This is a genomic window from Bacillus bruguierae (assembly GCF_037104725.1).
Classification (GTDB): Bacteria; Bacillota; Bacilli; order Bacillales; family Bacillaceae_G; genus Bacillus_A; species Bacillus_A bruguierae.
Map to the genome: position 1 here is coordinate 135,145 of NZ_JBAWSX010000003.1, position 17,349 is coordinate 152,493.

Annotated in this window: 13 protein-coding genes and 2 pseudogenes; 14 read left to right on the forward strand and 1 reads right to left on the reverse strand. The window is 32.4% G+C overall.

Annotated features, from left to right (window positions below; all coding sequences use genetic code 11):
* Positions 1–31 precede the first annotated feature (31 nt).
* The 10 genes from wecC (at position 32) to WAZ07_RS07400 (ending at position 13,030) form a co-directional block, all read left to right on the forward strand.
* On the forward strand, positions 32–1,273 hold the full coding sequence (wecC, locus tag WAZ07_RS07355) for a UDP-N-acetyl-D-mannosamine dehydrogenase (RefSeq protein ID WP_336471920.1): 1,242 nt from the start codon (positions 32–34) through the stop codon (positions 1,271–1,273).
* The gene (locus WAZ07_RS07360) at positions 1,270–2,256 is read left to right on the forward strand and encodes a glycosyltransferase family 4 protein (RefSeq protein ID WP_336471921.1); all 987 of its coding nucleotides are present in this window, start codon (positions 1,270–1,272) and stop codon (positions 2,254–2,256) included. Before wecC ends, WAZ07_RS07360 begins: the two co-directional genes overlap by 4 nt.
* 1 nt (position 2,257) lies before the next feature.
* On the forward strand, positions 2,258–3,532 hold the full coding sequence (locus WAZ07_RS07365; RefSeq protein WP_336471922.1) for a lipopolysaccharide biosynthesis protein: 1,275 nt from the start codon (positions 2,258–2,260) through the stop codon (positions 3,530–3,532).
* A gap of 66 nt (positions 3,533–3,598) precedes the next feature.
* Positions 3,599–5,818 carry an alginate lyase family protein gene (locus tag WAZ07_RS07370; RefSeq protein WP_336471923.1) on the forward strand — a complete coding sequence of 740 codons (2,220 nt, stop codon included), beginning with the start codon at positions 3,599–3,601 and terminating at the stop codon, positions 5,816–5,818.
* A gap of 10 nt (positions 5,819–5,828) precedes the next feature.
* The gene (locus tag WAZ07_RS07375) at positions 5,829–6,968 is read left to right on the forward strand and encodes an acyltransferase family protein (RefSeq protein ID WP_336471924.1); all 1,140 of its coding nucleotides are present in this window, start codon (positions 5,829–5,831) and stop codon (positions 6,966–6,968) included.
* Positions 6,969–6,978: 10 nt separating this feature from the next.
* Positions 6,979–8,250 (forward strand): polymerase, encoded by a 1,272-nt coding sequence (locus WAZ07_RS07380; RefSeq protein ID WP_336471925.1) that lies wholly within the window; start codon positions 6,979–6,981, stop codon positions 8,248–8,250.
* Positions 8,222–9,373: a GumK N-terminal domain-containing glycosyltransferase gene (locus WAZ07_RS07385; protein WP_336471926.1), complete on the forward strand. Its 1,152-nt coding sequence runs from the start codon at positions 8,222–8,224 to the stop codon at positions 9,371–9,373. Before WAZ07_RS07380 ends, WAZ07_RS07385 begins: the two co-directional genes overlap by 29 nt.
* 10 nt (positions 9,374–9,383) lie before the next feature.
* A complete protein-coding gene (locus tag WAZ07_RS07390) occupies positions 9,384–10,481 on the forward strand; it encodes a glycosyltransferase (RefSeq protein WP_336471927.1) in 1,098 nt (365 codons plus the stop codon).
* Positions 10,478–11,602, forward strand: a complete 1,125-nt coding sequence (locus WAZ07_RS07395; RefSeq protein ID WP_336471928.1) for a glycosyltransferase family 4 protein — start codon at positions 10,478–10,480, stop codon at positions 11,600–11,602. Before WAZ07_RS07390 ends, WAZ07_RS07395 begins: the two co-directional genes overlap by 4 nt.
* A 54-nt stretch (positions 11,603–11,656) precedes the next feature.
* Positions 11,657–13,030: a sugar phosphate nucleotidyltransferase gene (locus WAZ07_RS07400; RefSeq protein ID WP_336471929.1), complete on the forward strand. Its 1,374-nt coding sequence runs from the start codon at positions 11,657–11,659 to the stop codon at positions 13,028–13,030.
* A gap of 102 nt (positions 13,031–13,132) precedes the next feature.
* Here WAZ07_RS07400 and WAZ07_RS07405 read toward each other — a convergent pair whose 3' ends face one another.
* Positions 13,133–14,116 (reverse strand): LCP family protein, encoded by a 984-nt coding sequence (locus WAZ07_RS07405; RefSeq protein ID WP_336471930.1) that lies wholly within the window; start codon positions 14,114–14,116, stop codon positions 13,133–13,135.
* 343 nt (positions 14,117–14,459) lie between these two features.
* Between WAZ07_RS07405 and tagU the strand changes: the two genes are divergently transcribed.
* From tagU to WAZ07_RS07420, 4 genes and pseudogenes are all read left to right on the forward strand, one after another.
* Complete coding sequence (gene tagU, locus WAZ07_RS07410) at positions 14,460–15,377, forward strand: polyisoprenyl-teichoic acid--peptidoglycan teichoic acid transferase TagU (RefSeq protein WP_336471931.1); 918 nt, start codon at positions 14,460–14,462, stop codon at positions 15,375–15,377.
* A gap of 98 nt (positions 15,378–15,475) precedes the next feature.
* Positions 15,476–15,587, forward strand: a pseudogene (locus WAZ07_RS26195) (SGNH/GDSL hydrolase family protein); the annotation flags it as partial.
* Between the two features lie 38 nt (positions 15,588–15,625).
* A pseudogene (locus WAZ07_RS07415) lies at positions 15,626–16,270 on the forward strand (SGNH/GDSL hydrolase family protein); the annotation flags it as partial.
* 402 nt (positions 16,271–16,672) lie between these two features.
* Entirely contained in the window at positions 16,673–17,341 is a 669-nt protein-coding gene (locus tag WAZ07_RS07420) for a response regulator transcription factor (protein WP_336471933.1), read from the forward strand.
* Positions 17,342–17,349: the final 8 nt, after the last annotated feature.

Consider the following 17,349-nt stretch of genomic DNA (forward strand, 5'->3'; position numbering starts at 1 on the left):
TTATTGGTTTAACACAGAAAGGATGTCAGATATGAACGAAAAAGTTTGTGTAGTAGGATTGGGTTACATTGGATTACCAACAGCTAGTTTATTAGCGACCAAAGGGTTTCAAGTATATGGAATAGATGTTAATACAGATGCTGTAGAAATGATTAATAGCGGAAAAGTACATATTTATGAACCAGATTTGGACATTATGGTAAAAGCCGCTGTACAAAGTGGGAATCTAAAGGCTGGAATAGAACCAGAAGTAGCTGATGTATTTATACTAGCTGTTCCGACACCTTTTAAAGATAATCATAAACCAGATTTAACATATGTCGAGCAAGCGACAAAAACAATAGCACCATATGTAAAACAAGGGGACCTAGTAATTTTAGAGTCTACAAGTCCAGTGGGAACGACAGAAAAAGTTACAAAATGGATTTTAGAAGAACGTGAAGACTTAACTATAACTGAAGAATTAAATTCAAATAAAGGTGTTTTCTACGTATCACACTGTCCTGAAAGAGTACTTCCAGGACATATTTTAAGGGAGTTAGTAGAAAACGATCGTATTATCGGTGGTATTAATTCTGAGTCTACAAAGAAAACGGTAAATTTTTATAAGAAATTTGTAAAAGGTAAAATACTTGAAACAAATGCTAGAACAGCGGAAATGGCAAAACTAACGGAAAACTCATTCAGAGATGTAAATATCGCATTTGCTAATGAGTTATCTATGATTTGTGATGAGCTAAATATTAATGTTTGGGAACTAATTAATTTAGCAAATCGACATCCACGTGTAAATATTCTACAACCAGGACCAGGAGTAGGGGGGCATTGTATCGCAGTTGATCCTTGGTTTATTGTAGATGCGGCACCAGAGCAAGCAAAACTTATTCATACAGCGAGAATAGTGAATGATTATAAACCAGGTTACGTAGTAGATAAAATACGTGAAAAAGCAGATAAATTTAAAAATCCTGTTATTGCTTGTTTAGGTTTAGCATTTAAGGCTAATATTGATGATTTGCGTGAGAGTCCGGCAGTTGAAATAGTAGAGTATTTAGCTAAGCAACAATTGGGGGAAATTATAGTTTCTGAACCGAACATCCAAAAATTACCTGATAAACTAAGCGAGTTAGGCATTGAACTAGATTCTATAGCATCTACTATATCTAAAGCGGATATTATTGTATTACTGGTAGACCATGACTCATTTAAGGATATTGATCGTTTAACATTAAATGAAAAAGTTGTTATTGATACAAGAGGAATTTGGAGATGAATCAAAAGAAATATTTTTTGATAGGGCCTTATCCCCCTCCTTTAGGGGGAGTAAGTGTCTATATTTACCGTTCTAAAAAAAGGTTAGAATCAATGGGGATTCAGGTTGAAGTAATAGATTTTTCGAGATTGTCTCTTTATGAGAAATTAAAATTTTTATTTATTACAAGCTTTTTATCGCCTTCGCATCATACATTTCATTTAGACGGTTTTAAATTCCCTTTAATGCTAATGTTGATATTTAGGCCTTTTAAAGCTCAAATTATTTTACATCATCATTCAATAAGAAGATTAGATAATCTTGGGAAGATTCAAAGATGGATTGCTAGCCTATTCGTAAAAAAAATAGATGAATGTATTATGGTAGGGGAGCATTTGAAGGATGGCTATGTGAAAAACAATTTGCCATTACCAAAGAAGATAACTATACAATCTCCTTTCGTACCTCCTCCAATGGAAGATGAAGAAAGAATTATGAATACTTATTCATATGAAACGAAAGAGTTTATAACAAAAGCAAGGCCTCTTATGGTGGGGAATGCTTCTATAATTACATTTCATGATGGATTTGACTTATATGGTTTAGATATAAGTATTAAGATGGTTGCTAAGTTGAAAGAAAAATATGAAGATATTGGATTGGTTTTTGCAATTGCAAAAATCGGTGATGAGAATTACTTTAATGAAATGAAAGAAACAATAAAGTTAAGTGGGCTTGAAAATAATATTCACTTTATTACTGGACAAAAAGAATTATGGCCACTTTTTAAACATGCAGACTTAATGATACGTCCAACATATAGTGATGGATATGGGATTAGCATAGAAGAGGCTATATACTTAGGCTGTCCAGCAGTTGCAAGTGATGTATGTAAGAGACCAAAAGGGACTGTATTGTTTAAAAATAGAGATTTAGATGATTTTGCAGCTAAAGTAGATGATTGTATAAGTAAGATGAATGAGGCATTGAAGGAGAAAGTATAAAATGAATGATCGTTTAATAGCCCTTGGCAATAAAGTCCGTAATAGTTTGGTTCAACTAGGAAAGAAGGGTTTTTTTAGTTTATTACTTACTAAATTCTTGGTTCAGTTCTTAGGATTTGGAAGTATTATATTAGTTGCTAAATTTATCACTCCCGAAAGTATGGCACAAATCAGAAGTTTACAAACGTATTTAACACTAGCGGTCATACTTGGAACTTTTGGTCTAGATACAGCTATATTAAAATTTGGTGCAGAAAAGCGAGACGATAGCCAGAAAGATAAAATTCTTGCTTATTCCGTGCGAAATAGCTTGTTGTTTTCTACGCTATCTATTTTGCTATTTAATGTATTCTTAATTTTTATTTCTAAACAATATTCGATTCATTGGAGCATATATACTTTATGCGTACCTATATTAGCTTTAACAAATATATTAATGAATTATTTACTAGCTTTAAAAAGGGTTAATAAGATGGCAAGTATGCAAGCGATTATAAAAGTACAGAGTGCATTACTCATAATCGTTGGTACTTGGTTATTTGGTGTAAAAGGTTTTATTATTGCCACTGTTTTAGGGTTAGCTATTGGGTTATATCCTCTATTTAAAGAAGTAAAACCTGCTAAGAGACTAAATGACATGAGCATAGATATACCTAAGCAATTTTGGGGAATTGCTTTTTTTAGTTTTATGGCTAATTTTGTAAACAACATAGGGAACTATGCGGATATTATTATTATGGATAACTTTGTAACTGATCGTGTTGAAATGGGATACTATTCAATTGCTACGATATTCCTGTTAGGTGCTACTCAAATTACAGCCACGCTGCAAAGTATATACACACCTTACTTAACAGAAAAAAGTAATAACTATAAAGATTTAAAGAAAATGGCCTTTAATATTCAGAAAAAGGCAATATTTTTAAGTATATTTGCAGGATTAGCAGTATATATAGTTTCCCTAGTATTTGTTCCTCTCTTTTATGGGGATACATATAAAAGCACAATCACATACACTGGTATATTAATGATTAAATATGTATTGTATTCATCGTATGCGATTATGGGTGTCACGCTACTGGCATTAGGTAGAATGAAAGAAAATTTTTATGTAACTGCTGTTTCGGCACCTATTGCTTTAATAGTTAATTATGTGATTTCGCAAAATTTTGGTGTTATAGGAATTGCATGGGCGCAAATATTTAACGGTTTTATAATGTTATGTTTACAATATGCAATCGTATTTCGTGTGTTTAATAAATTAAAAAAACAATAATGGCACAAAAATCTTTCTTTGAATTGTTACAGAAATATATTATCCAAATAGGAGAAGAGTCTTTTTATGTCTTATTATGTGAAAAAAGTTAAGGAATTAACTCCTAAAGAAATAGTAGGTAAAATTACCAGAAAAATAAAGCAAAAAGTATTAAAAAGAACGGAGGCTTTAAAAGATAGTGGAGCTTCTACATACTCGCAAACATTAAATACATACGAGATAGAGCGTATATTATCAGATTCTATAGTACATGATTTTTCCAAAATGGAAATTTTACAAACTAAAGAGTTATCAACATTGTATTTGAACCATTCTTTTGATTTATTAGGATCTGGTTGGATAAATATAAAATATAATATGATTTGTAATGGTATAGAAGAATTCAAATATAAAGCACCTATAGTAGATGTCAGCGAGGATATTTCATGTCTTATTAATAAGAAAAATAAGCTATATAGTAAAAAGATAAGAAATATGATAACTAGCAACTATAGTCCAATTGACTGGCGTTTAGACTTCAAATCGGGTTACTGCTGGGATTCAAAGTTACACTATTCTCAAATTCGTTACGGTCAGGACTTAGGTGCAGACATTAAAGTTCCGTGGGAATTATCACGTATGCAACATTTAGTTCAATATGTATGGGCATATATGTTAGCTAATCAAGGAAAAGAAGATTTCAAAGAGCCAGAAATATATGTGGCTGAGTTTCAAGATGAAGTGTTAGATTTTATATCCATGAATCCACCCAAGTTTGGAGTGAACTGGGTTTGTGCAATGGATGTTGCAATTAGAGCCGCTAATTGGTTGTTAGTATATGATTTATTCAGAGCGCAAGGGGTAACGTTTACCGAAGAGTTCGAAAAAGTATTTAGTCTTTCTATATATGATCATGGGAAATTTATTTATAATCACTTAGAACGTAATGGTGAAGTGCGTAATAACCACTACTATTCTAATATTGTAGGTCTATTTTTTATTGCCGCATATCTTCCTATTACAGAGGAAACGAAGGAGTGGTTATGTTTTGCATTCCAAGAAAGTATTCAAGAAATGCATGCACAATTCTATGATGAAGGTGCAAATTTTGAACATTCCACTGCATATCATCGACTATCAGGAGAATTAGCACTATATGTTACCGCCTTAGGATATGCATTACCAGAACATAAAAAGAATATACTAAAGAATTATAATGTGGAGCAGCATAATATAATTTGTAAGAAAAAGGGTTTTAATCTTAATGCAAGTTGTTTTTGGAAAATAACAGATAGAAAAATTTTCCCTGATTGGTATATAGATAGATTAGAAAAAATCGCAGAATTTACTGTGGCTATAACGAAACCAAATAAGGAAATTATACAATTTGGTGATAATGATAGTGGGAGATTCTTTAAAGTACAACCGATATATCAGTTATTGTCTGTAAAAAAAGCAAAAGAAGTATATTTAAATTTACAAAATTATAGTGCGCGTGACGATGAAAATTATTGGGATGAAAATTTCTTAGATCACCGTTATTTAGTAGCCGGAATTAATGCTTTTTTTGAGAGAGACGATTTTGATCGGTATGTAGAGGTTCCTTCTATAGAGAATAAGATTATTAAAGGTCTAATAAAAGGGAATTTTAATAAAAAGGATAAAAATAATCAACAAGTAATGATTAATAATGTATTGATAAAGTCATTAAATAAAGAAGATGAGGAAAGAATACAGTCATTAAGAAAGCAATCACAATTTGTTGAATATGTATATCCATCAAATTCAAATTTAGTAGAAAATTTAAAAGTAGTTTCTTACCCTAATTTTGGAGTATACATTTACTCTTCAAAAAATCTGTATTTAGCTATTAAATGTGGACCTCTTGGAAGTAACGGGAAGGGTAGTCATGATCATAATGATCAACTTAGTCTTGAATTAGTAATTGATGGGAAAGAAATTATAAAAGATCCTGGAACATATCTATATACAGCAATTCCAGAGAAACGAAATGTATTTAGATCTACGAATGCTCACTTTACTATTCAAATTAATAACAAAGAGCAAAATGAATATTATCAAGGATTACCTGGGTTGTTTATGTTAAAAGAGAGCACAAAAAGTGAGTGTTTGGAGTTAAGTTCAATAAGATTTATGGGATGCCACAATGGTTTTGGTACGAAAGTATATAGGGTAATAGATATTATGAGTGATAGAATAGTTATCTCTGATTATGGATCTAACCAAAGAATTGCTCATTTTAATTATTATTCAAATGGTTATGGTAGAATAATTAAGTTAAAATAACGGAGGTAATATGAGAAGAATAGATGAATTAGATTCCTTAAGAGGGCTGGCAGCGGTTACAGTTATGTTGAGCCATTACTTTTTGATTTTCCCTGTTTTTTTATCTGCTGAAGGAAATAATATAGGAGTTAATCTACTTAAATATTCACCTCTACACATTCTTTGGGCTGGTCATGAAGCTGTTATTTTATTTTTTATATTAAGTGGTCTTGTATTAACAATTCCATTTATTAATAATGAGAAAACAAACTATGGAGAGTATGTATTAAAGAGAATTTTTAGAATATACATCCCTTATATAGTTGCTGTACTAGTAGCTATAATTGCTAGAACTTTATTTTATTCTGGACCAAAACAAGGATTAAGTGAATGGTTTAACGGTCTCTGGAACCATGGATTTGAGTATAAATTATTTTTTGAACATCTATTTTTTATAGGTAGTTTTAATAATGTTGCCTATGATCCAGTACTTTGGTCATTGATACATGAGATGAGAATTTCATTAGTTTTTCCTTTGATTGTGTATGTAGTGAAAAAATATAAGTGGAAAAAGAGTATTTGTATAGCAATAGTTTGTTCACTGATTGGCATAGTATTAACAAAACTATTAAATTCAAGACTAAACATTGATGTGGATTATTTTATGACATTACATTATACATCGATGTTTATTATCGGTTCAATATTAGCAATAAATTTAAATAAGATTTTACAAAATAAATTTATAATAAAGTTTAGATTCTATTTATTACTAATAGGAATATTGATTTATACATATAGATGGTGGTTTTTCCCTAAAAAAGTACCATTACATGTAGAAATAATTGGTGATTGGATGATCGTTTTTGGAGTGGTTTCATTAATTTGCGCACTTCTAACAGATCCTTTTTCAAGCATAATGAAATATCGCCCTTTACTCTTTTTAGGAAAAATATCGTATAGTTTATATCTTTATCACGCATTAGTGATGTTAATATTAGTACACTTAATGTATAACTACCTTAATATTTATGTTATCCTGTTTATTTCTATAATTGGCTCATTACTTGTAGCATCCTTAGCTCAGTATTTTATTGAAAGAAACGCAATGAAAATAGGGAAAAGTCTGAGTTTAAAAAAGTATAAATTAAAATATTTCAATCATGGTTAGGGTGATTAATTTGCAAGGCCATAATAATATTACAAACAAATTGGTCGTAAGGATTTTTATAATCTTAGCATCTTTTTTGGCTTTTTTAACGTTGGAGCCTTTTTTTGTATGGGGAAATAAATTAAAAGACATAGTAGGACTTGTTTATGGTTTCTATTTTCTTTTAATTATTACTAAATATAATGTTATTTCGAAACAAAATATAAAATTGGCATTTGGTACGATGTTTTTGTTATTGCTATACAGTTTTAGATATGAAGAGATATATAAAACTTTGTATAGTTTTTTATTTTTATGTACGGTATTAGTTCCTTTTGTATTACTGACACGTGAAATAAAGGTGAAGATATATGAATATTTTATTAAGATAGTAGCCATTTCATACATTCCTGCAATAATTGTAGCTTTTTTACTGTTAATAGGTATTGACTTGCATTGGGATAATTTAATTAGTTTTTCTAATAGTAAATCATATTATCGTCAATATTTATGGAGCGCGAATTATGCAGTATACTATGGTTTCTCAGAACAGTATTTCTTTTCGTATGGAGGAAGTATTGATAGAATATGTGCTATGTTTAATGAACCTGGTGTGGTAGGAACGGTAAGTGCTTTAATTTTAATCTCTAAAAGACTTAAGTTAAACAGATTATACGAAAAGATAATTCTTATAGCAGGAATTCTATCTTTATCCATGGCATTTTATGTGTTAATAGGCTTGTATCTTTTATTGAAGAGTAAAAAATATGCCTTTTTATTTATTATTGCATATATTCTTGTTTTCTCTCTTACACCAAAAGATTCCTATTTATATAATAGAATACTTTCTCGATTTGAAATTACTGAGAGTGGTGTAGCCGGAAATAATCGAACAAATGAAGGGTTTAATTATATATATAAAGACTTTAAAGCTGGGGGTATAAGAGAACATCTTTTTGGGATGGGAGAGAAGGAATATTTTAATAAAGCTTTAAATTACAAATCAGAAGCTTTATCATGGAAAACCTTCACTGTTATTAATGGTTACTTTTTATTAATATTACACTCGCTATTCTTTCTCTATATATGCCTTAAAGAAAAAAATAAAGCAGCGATGTTTTTTGCATTATTTTATTTTATGTCCATATACCAAAGACCTTTTGATTTCTCATTAGGATATTGGTTAATATTCTTTGGTGGGCTTCTACTTAGTTTAAATATTCAAACGAAAGAGGATAAAGTTAATAATATAGAGTTACCAAGGAGAAGTTTAAATGAAAAAGAAAGCATTGTTTGCAACTAGTAACTATTGGAATTCTCCGTTTCAAGTAGGGACACATCACATCGCTAAAGAATTAGTGAAAAAAGGATGGGAAATTGCGTATGTTTCAGCTCCTATCTCACCGATTCATAGAATATTTTCACCTACTAAGGAGTTTTATGATCGATATGAAGTGTATAAAAAGGGTGGAGAGATGCATGGAGATGGACAAGTTTGGTCGTATGTGCCGGGAGCATTATTAACACCTAATAATAAACCAATCTTAAGCAGTGAGTTTATATATAATAACTGGAATAAGCTTACTTACCCCAATATTAATAAATTAATAGAGTCCAAAGGGTTTAGAAAAGTGGATTTACTTTATTTCGATAATGGTCTTCAAAATTACTTGTTAGACTTTATTGATTGTAAAAAATCGGTTTTTAGAATGGCAGATAAAAACTCTGGTTTTTCTAATCATACGAACGCATTAGGGAATGCGGAAGCTAAGTTATCTCAAAGTGTAGATCGTGTTTTATATACGGCCCATACATTAGAAGAGCATGTAAATAGCTTAGGGCCTAAAGATACATTATATTTTCCAAATGGTGTTAATCTAGATCACTTCTTGCAAAAGCAGGAACAACCGATTGAATATAAATCAATTGATAAACCAATTGTTGTTTATGTAGGTGCTATAGAAGAATGGTTTGATTTTCATTTATTTAATGAAATGGCGAAAATGATGCCAGATATTGCGTTTGTAGTTATTGGACCTGATCAATTAGCGAAAGAACATATTGATGATCGTGAAAATGTTCATATTTTAGGTAGAAGAAGCTATGATCAACTGCCAGCTTATCTTCAACATGCTAATGTAGGGATTATACCGTTTAATGTTAAAGATTATGCACACTTATTGGACTATGTGAATCCTTTAAAGCTGTATGAATATATGGTTTGTGGAATTCCAGTTGTTAGTACAAAGTGGAAAGAGCTGGAGTATATAAATAGTCCAGCTAAATTAGCTGAAAACCTAGAGGGATTTGTGGAAGCAATCAGAGAAACGGTACAAGATACTGATAAAGAGAAATATATTAGTTTTGCTAAAAAACATAGCTGGACTAGTAGGGTGGATAATCTGCTAAAAGAAGTCTTAGAATAGGTGATTGATTGTGAAAAAAAAGGTGTTATTAATAACAGTTAGGGCAGATTATGGCGGGGGACCTGAACATGTATATCGCTTAATGAAGAATATGGATAATGATATAGAATTCTATGTCGCTTGTCCACACGAAGAACCATATTGGGATAAATATAAACAATTATTAGGTGAGGAGAAGTTAATAAAAATTCCTCATAGAAAGTTCGTTTTAAAATCCCATTTAGAAATATTGAAATTTATAAAGGACAATAATATCGATATTATTCATTCGCACGGTAAAGGCGCTGGTATTTACAGTCGCTTATTAAAGGTTCTTTCTCCTAAGAGAGTAAAAATAGTGCATACTTTTCATGGTATACACTTGGATTATAAAAATGTAATCAATAAAGTTTATATATTAATTGAACGAATTCTATCTCGCTTTACGAATGAGTTTATTTGTGTATCAGACGGGGAACAAGATAAGGTTAATACAGTAAAATTGGTACAAAGTAATAAACTGAATGTTATTGTGAACGGTGTAGAAATTCCCGAAGATAGAGTGATTAATGAAAATAAAACTTTAAAGGTTGTATCTGTTACAAGATTTGATAATCAGAAAAATTCTAAGCATTCTATAGAAATAATGGAAGAGTTAATTAAAAAGCCCGGTTTTGAGAATGCAACGTTAACTTTTATAGGACAAGGTTCTCAAATGAAGGAACTGCAAGAGTATGTAAATAAAAAAAATATAAATAATAACATTTTATTTTTCGGTCCAACTCAGTATGTAATAAAAGAAATGAAAAATCATAATATTTATTTGTCATCTGCTAAATGGGAAGGGATGCCATTAGCTGTGTTGGAAGCTATGTCATTAGGATTGCCAGCTGTCTTATCTAATGTAGTTGGTAATAGAGATATTGTGGATCACGGTAAAGAAGGATATTTATACGATTTAGAAGATGTAAATGGAGCGGTTGATGGAATTATTGAGCTGCACGAGAAAGAAAAGTGGATAAACATGTCAAATGGATCTAGGGAAAAGGTTGTTAATAAATATAGCGTGCAACAAATGGTAAAGTGTACAAAACAAATATATTTTAAGATTAGTGGTGTATCTAAATGAAAATAGCAATAGTACATGATTGGTTTGTGACATATGCAGGAGCTGAAAAAGTTGTAGAGCAAATGTTAGAAGTTTTTCCAGAAGCAGATTTATTTAGTGTTGTAGATCACTTAGGAGATAATAGAGAATTTATAAAGAATAAAGAAGTGAAAACTACTTTTATTCAAAAGTTACCTTTCTCGAAGAAGAAATATAGAAACTATCTACCTTTAATGCCTTTGGCAATTGAACAGTTAGACTTATCTAAATATGATGTTATTCTTTCTAGTTCCCATGCTGTAGCAAAAGGGGTTTTAACCGGACCAGATCAGTTGCATATCTCTTATGTTCATTCACCTATTCGTTATGCATGGGATTTACAACATCAATATTTAAAAGAAGCAAATTTAGAAAAAGGAATTAAGGGATTCATTACAAAGACTATCCTTCATAAAATAAGAAATTGGGATTACCGTACTGCCAATGGTGTTGATCATTTTGTAGGTAACTCTAAATTTATTGGACGCAGAATATGGAAAGTATACCGAAGAGAGTCAACAGTTATTTATCCGCCTGTTGATATTACTGCATTTACACTACATGAACAAAAGGAAGATTTTTATGTAACTGCATCCCGTATGGTTCCTTATAAAAAAATTGATTTAATTGTAGAAGCTTTTGCATCTATGCCAGATAAAAAATTAGTTGTAATTGGTGATGGACCTGATTTTGAAAAGGTAAAGTCTAAGGCAAAAGGGAATGTTGAACTTTTAGGATATCAATCTTTTGAGGTATTAAAAGATTATATGCAACGTGCAAAAGGTTTTGTATTTGCTGCGGAAGAAGATTTTGGTATTACACCAGTAGAGGCTCAAGCATGCGGAACACCTGTTATTGCTTATGGTAAGGGTGGAGCAATGGAAACTGTATTAGATTTAAGTCATGAAAAACCAACGGGATTGTTCTTTAAAGAACAAACTGTAGAAAGTATTGTAAAAGCAGTAGATGAATTTGAACGAAACTATGATCAGTTTAGTTCTTCTAATTGTAGAGAAAACTCTATTAGATTTTCTCCAGAGAGATTTAAAGAAGAGCTAAAAAATATGGTAGAAGAACGGTATAAGGAAAGATTTTCTAAGTGAAGGAAGCATATCCTTCACTCTTTTAATTTTTATGAAAAGAGGTAGAAGTATTATATGAAATTAATATTATTATCAGGTGGATCAGGGAAACGTTTATGGCCGTTATCTAATGATTCACGTTCAAAACAATTTTTAAAAGTTCTTAAGGCAGATAATGATGAGCTACAATCTATGGTTCAGAGGGTTTGGGGGCAATTAACAGCACTTAGATTGGAGAAAAATACTGTTATTGCAACAAGTAAATCTCAAGTAGATATGATTAATAGTCAATTAGGACAAAATGTACCGATTATTATTGAACCAGAACGTCGAGATACGTTTCCTGCTATTGCTTTAGCAGCTTCTTACTTATACTCAAAACAAAATGTGGACACAAATGAAATTATCGGGGTGTTGCCTGTAGATCCATATGTAGAGGATAATTTCTTCGAGAGACTATTGGATTTAGAGAAAGCATTACAATCTTCAGAAGCTGATTTGGCTTTAATGGGAGTTACTCCTACATATCCTTCTGAAAAGTATGGCTATATCGTTCCTAATGTAAAGGAAAGTCATTCGAGTTATATTCAAGTGAGTCATTTTAAAGAAAAGCCAAAACAAGAAGAGGCGATTCAACTTATTGAATTGGAAGCACTTTGGAATTGTGGTGTTTTTGCATTTAAATTAGACAAAATTATTTCGTTATTAGATCAAAAAGGATTTCCAGTTCAATATGATCAATTATTAAAACAATATAGTGATTTGCCTAAAATAAGCTTTGATTATGAAGTAGTTGAGAAAACAAAAGATATTATTGCTCTTCCTTATAATGGATCTTGGAAAGATCTTGGGACCTGGAATACACTTACTGAAGAAATGGGAACAAGTATGATTGGAAAAGGAAATATGAGTGAAGAATGTGAGAACAATCATATTATTAATGAATTAGATATTCCTGTCTCTGTATTAGGGCTTTCCAATATTATTATAGCAGCAAGTCCAGATGGTATTTTAGTTTCTGATAAGGAAGCAAGTCCACGAGTGAAAGAGTTAGTGGGAGATTGGGATCAACGTCCAATGTATGAAGAACGCCGTTGGGGCTGGTACCGTGTATTGGATTATACAAAATATGAAAATGGAAATGAAGTGTTAACAAAACGCATTGGCATTACAGCTGGGAAAAATTTAAGCTATCAATATCATAATAATCGTAGTGAAGTATGGACAGTTGTAAAAGGTGAAGGTGTGTTTGTGTTAAATGATAAATTTAAAGTTGTTCGTCCAGGTGATGTATTAGAAATTAAACCTGGTGAAAAGCATGCCATTAAAGCAGTAACAGATTTAGAATTTATTGAAGTACAATCAGGCAGTGAACTGATTGAAGAAGATATTGTTCGAGTTTATATGCAATGGGAAGAGATTGAAGAATTTTGTTATACAATAAAGTAAGTACAGAGGGATATGAAAAAACAGTGCTATTCTTATAGCACTGTTTTTTCAGGCTGTGGAGAAAGCCTTCTCCACGCCCTTTTTTGTATTCTTTTTTATTGCTTAGTTCATAAAATACTGTGAAACAACTTGCTTCAATTGTTCCTTATCCATTATTAATTGATCGTTATTATTCTTTAAAATATCATCATACATGGACTTCCACTGTCCGCTAATTTGATGATATTTTAATTGTTTTGTAGGATCAAAGTCTTTTGCAGCCATTCCCAAACTTAGCATATCTGCTGTCGTCATATTGGATGCGATTAAGAAGTTTGGAATCTGTTTAACAAATGCTGGCAGTTTCGTTACGTTTGAAGGCTGCAGTGTTTTCTTTGCGATTCCTACTAATGCTTCTTCCTGTAATCTTTGACGATCATACTCCCCGTTTTTAAGAGAATAGCGCTCATGTACAATTTCTGTTACCATTTTGCCATCCACTGAATGTGTGCCGGCATTTATTACTTTATTTTTATTTTCTGGGTACCAAGGATGTGTAAGTTTTACATCAAACGGTACATTCATTTCAATGCCACCAATTGCATCTACCATTCCTTGCAATCCTTGATAGTTTGTTTCTACGTAGTAGTTAATATTTACACCAGTTAATTCAGTAATAGCTTGTATTGCAGCTTCTATACCCTTTTGTTGCCCATCTGTCGCTTGCTTGATGTATTGTACGCTTGTCAATTTTGTATAGCCGTAGCCATCAAGATGTACGCGTGTATCACGAGGAATACTCATCGCGTGATATTCTTTTTTATTTAAATCTACATGAACAATCATCATGGAATCGGAGTGACCGACGTTTTGTCCTTTTCGCTCATCTGAACCGATTAATAAAATGTTAAAGACACCGTTTTGTACTTTTGTGTCCTGACTTGAATCTGTCTTTTTATTAGAGTTGGCATTTACCACAGGAACATTTTTGAAATGGTTCTCAGGCTGCAGTTGCTTGTAGGCATACACGCCTCCGCCTACAGCAAGGATGAGTATTACCAGAAAACTGATACCTATAACCTTCCATATTTTCTTTCTTTTTTTCATAGGAGCCTCCACTGTGTTCTATTTATCTATAAATAAATTGGTTGAATGCATACTAAATAATTCTACTATATAATGTAAGGTTTTTTCTACCTCATTTTCTTTTATTTTGAACTTGCGATATACGTGGATAAAAATGGGATTATTTGTATGTAATAGCTATAAACATTGAAGATTCAGCAAGAAAGGAAATTCTCGTGGAATAATAAAATCTGTTAGGCGTACAATAAGGAATGTTACTGGATAGTTCTATTACGTATAATTTCGAAAAATAACTGTAAAATTCTTTATTTTACGATAAATGTTGTTGATACCCTATTAATTAAAAGGAAAGAAGGAATAAAAGATGAAAAAGAAAATTTTATTCTGGATTCTGGGCATTATAGGTCTTCTCGTAGTTGCTGGAGGGGCTTATGCATATCATATTTATTCTAATGTATCAAATACATTAGATGCGGTTCATAAACCATTAGACCGTGATAAATCAGATAAGCGAGAACAAAAAGTAGATGTTGTAGATCAAAAGCCTATTTCGATTTTATTAATGGGTAGTGACCAACAAAAAGGTGAAGTTGGCCGTTCCGATTCTTTAATGTTATTTACGTTAAATCCAAAGACAAATTCGATGAAAATTGTAAGTATTCCACGTGATTCTTATACAGAAATCATTGGCAAAGGTAAGAAAGATAAAATTAATCATGCGTATGCATTTGGCGGAATTGATATGGCTGTGAAAACAGTGGAAAACTTTCTTGATGTTCCTGTTGACCATTATATTGAAGTGAATATGGCTGGATTCAAGGATATTGTAGATGCTGTTGGTGGTGTAGATGTTTACAATGATATGGACTTTACAATTGACGGGGTTCATTATGCAAAGGGAGATTTACATTTAAATGGTGATAAGGCTCTTTTATATACTCGTATGCGCTATGAAGATCCCCGCGGCGATTTCGGACGTCAAATGCGTCAACGTCAAGTAATTCAAGCTGTAATTAAAAAAGGAGCAAATGTTTCTTCACTTGCAAACTACGGTGATGTATTACAAGCAATTCAAAAGAATATAAAGACAAGCTTAACGCAAGATCAAATGTTTGATATTCAAAAGAATTATAAAGATTGTACGAAAAACAGTGAAGAAATTCAAATTCCTGGTGATGGTCACAAAGCTGAGGATGGTATTTGGTACTACTTTGTAACAGATCAAACTCGTAAAGATTTATCAAATAAGTTAAGAGAACATCTTGAGTTGCCTAAGAAATAATTTTCCATAAACCAACTACCCTTACAGCAGTTGGTTTATTTTTGTATGCTTTTATACTAATATATATGTTGTATTAGATGAACAGATGGGGTGAATGAATGAATAAAAAAGCATTCCTTGTGCTTTTTGTTTTTGTGTTGTTTGTTGCTTCTGTTGTGAGTGGTAAGTTGTATTGGAATAAGAAAGTTGCCAATGCAACGCAGCAAACGGCAGTAAGTACACAAAAGCAAAGTGCACAGACAGATAAGAAAAAAACGGAAACAAAAGGCTCTTTTAATGAAGCATATGCAAAGAATTTACCTAATGCGGTAAAGGAAAAGTTAAAGAAAGCAGCAGCTGATAAGAAAGCTGTGAACCTTGTGATTGTTGGGGATCAAGCTTCGGGGGCTGGTGCTTGGCCAGCGAAGGTGACTGCTAATTTAAAGCAAGCGTATGGTGAATCGCTTTGGAACGTTACTGTAAAAGAGTTTAAGGATGAGAGTACAGACGATTTAATTGCGAAGAAGCGTGATAAAGAAATTGCAGAAGCAAAGCCGGACGTGATTTTATTTGAACCGCCGTTTGTGACAGATAATAGTAAAATGGGTAACAGCAATTCTGTAGCGAATACGCAAAAGTTTGTACAAGCACTTCAAAGTAGCGTGAAGGATGCTACGATTATGATCCAACCGCCAAATCCAGTGTATAATGCAAAGAATTATCCGAAAGCTATTACTGCATTGAAGCAGTTTGCAGAGCAAAACGGTTATACATATATTAATCATTGGGAAGTATGGCCGGATCCAACGACGAAGAATATCTTGCCATATTTACAAGATGAGTTTGGCTTCCCAAGTGCAAAGGGTTATGAGCTTTGGGCGGAGTATGTGACGAATTATTTTGTTGCAAAATAATGATAGTTTAGCAGAATGATTATTGAATGTAATAGAGGGAATTGTCGTCAATATATAGTCGATAATTCCCTCTATTTTTATTTCTGCTGTTTGTTATACTATATAAATCACAAATAAGTTGCTGGTATCTGAAATACTTTAAACCCTGCATGTGGAAAGAAAAGGGTTTTTCAACTTGTATATATATGAATCCATTTCATTTTAATTTTTCGGGATATAGATTGCAGCTAGGGAGAAAGAAAGGAGCCTGCACTCGCTTTCTCCCTTTGTTTAAACTATGCATGTGGCAGGAAAAGGCCCTGACCGCTTCTATGCGCGGCCAGATGCTCTCGTCCCCCTTAAAAGAAAGGGGGTTTTATGTTGTTTATTCAGTTTATATATAGCTCTGAAAGGAGGAACTTCATGAAAATACTTGTAGTTGATGATGAAGCTAGCATTTGTAATTTAATTCGGATGCAGTTAGAGATGGAAGGCTATGAAGTACTTACAGCTGCAAATGGAAATGAGGCGCTGCAAAAGTGGGAAGAGAAGCCTGATGTGTTGATTTTAGATGTGATGCTTCCTGATATAGATGGTTATGAACTTCTTCGGCTGTTTCGTGAGAGGGATTGTGATATTCCCGTGTTAATGTTAACGGCGAAGAGTCAGATGAATGATAAGTTGCTTGGTTTGCAGCTCGGTGCTGATGATTATGTGACGAAGCCTTTTCATTATGCAGAGCTGCTGTTGCGTGTGAAAAATATGACGCGGCGTGTGCAGAAGAAGGAAACGATTCATCATGAAGTGATTCGGGCCGGTGAGTTTGTCATTTGTCCAAAGGAACGAAAGCTGAATGTGAATGGAGTAGAAATTCATTTGACGTACCGCGAGTTTAATTTATGTCAGCTGTTTGCGACAAATCCTCAGCGTGTCTTTATGAGAGATGAGTTGTTAGAGAAAGTATGGGGTTTTGAATATATTGGAAATACGAGAGCGGTTGATATTATGGTGCAGCGTCTACGGAAGAAGCTTGGAAGTAGCGGAGAGAGTATTAAAACGATTTATGGCGTTGGCTATAAGTTAGATTGTTAAAGGTGATT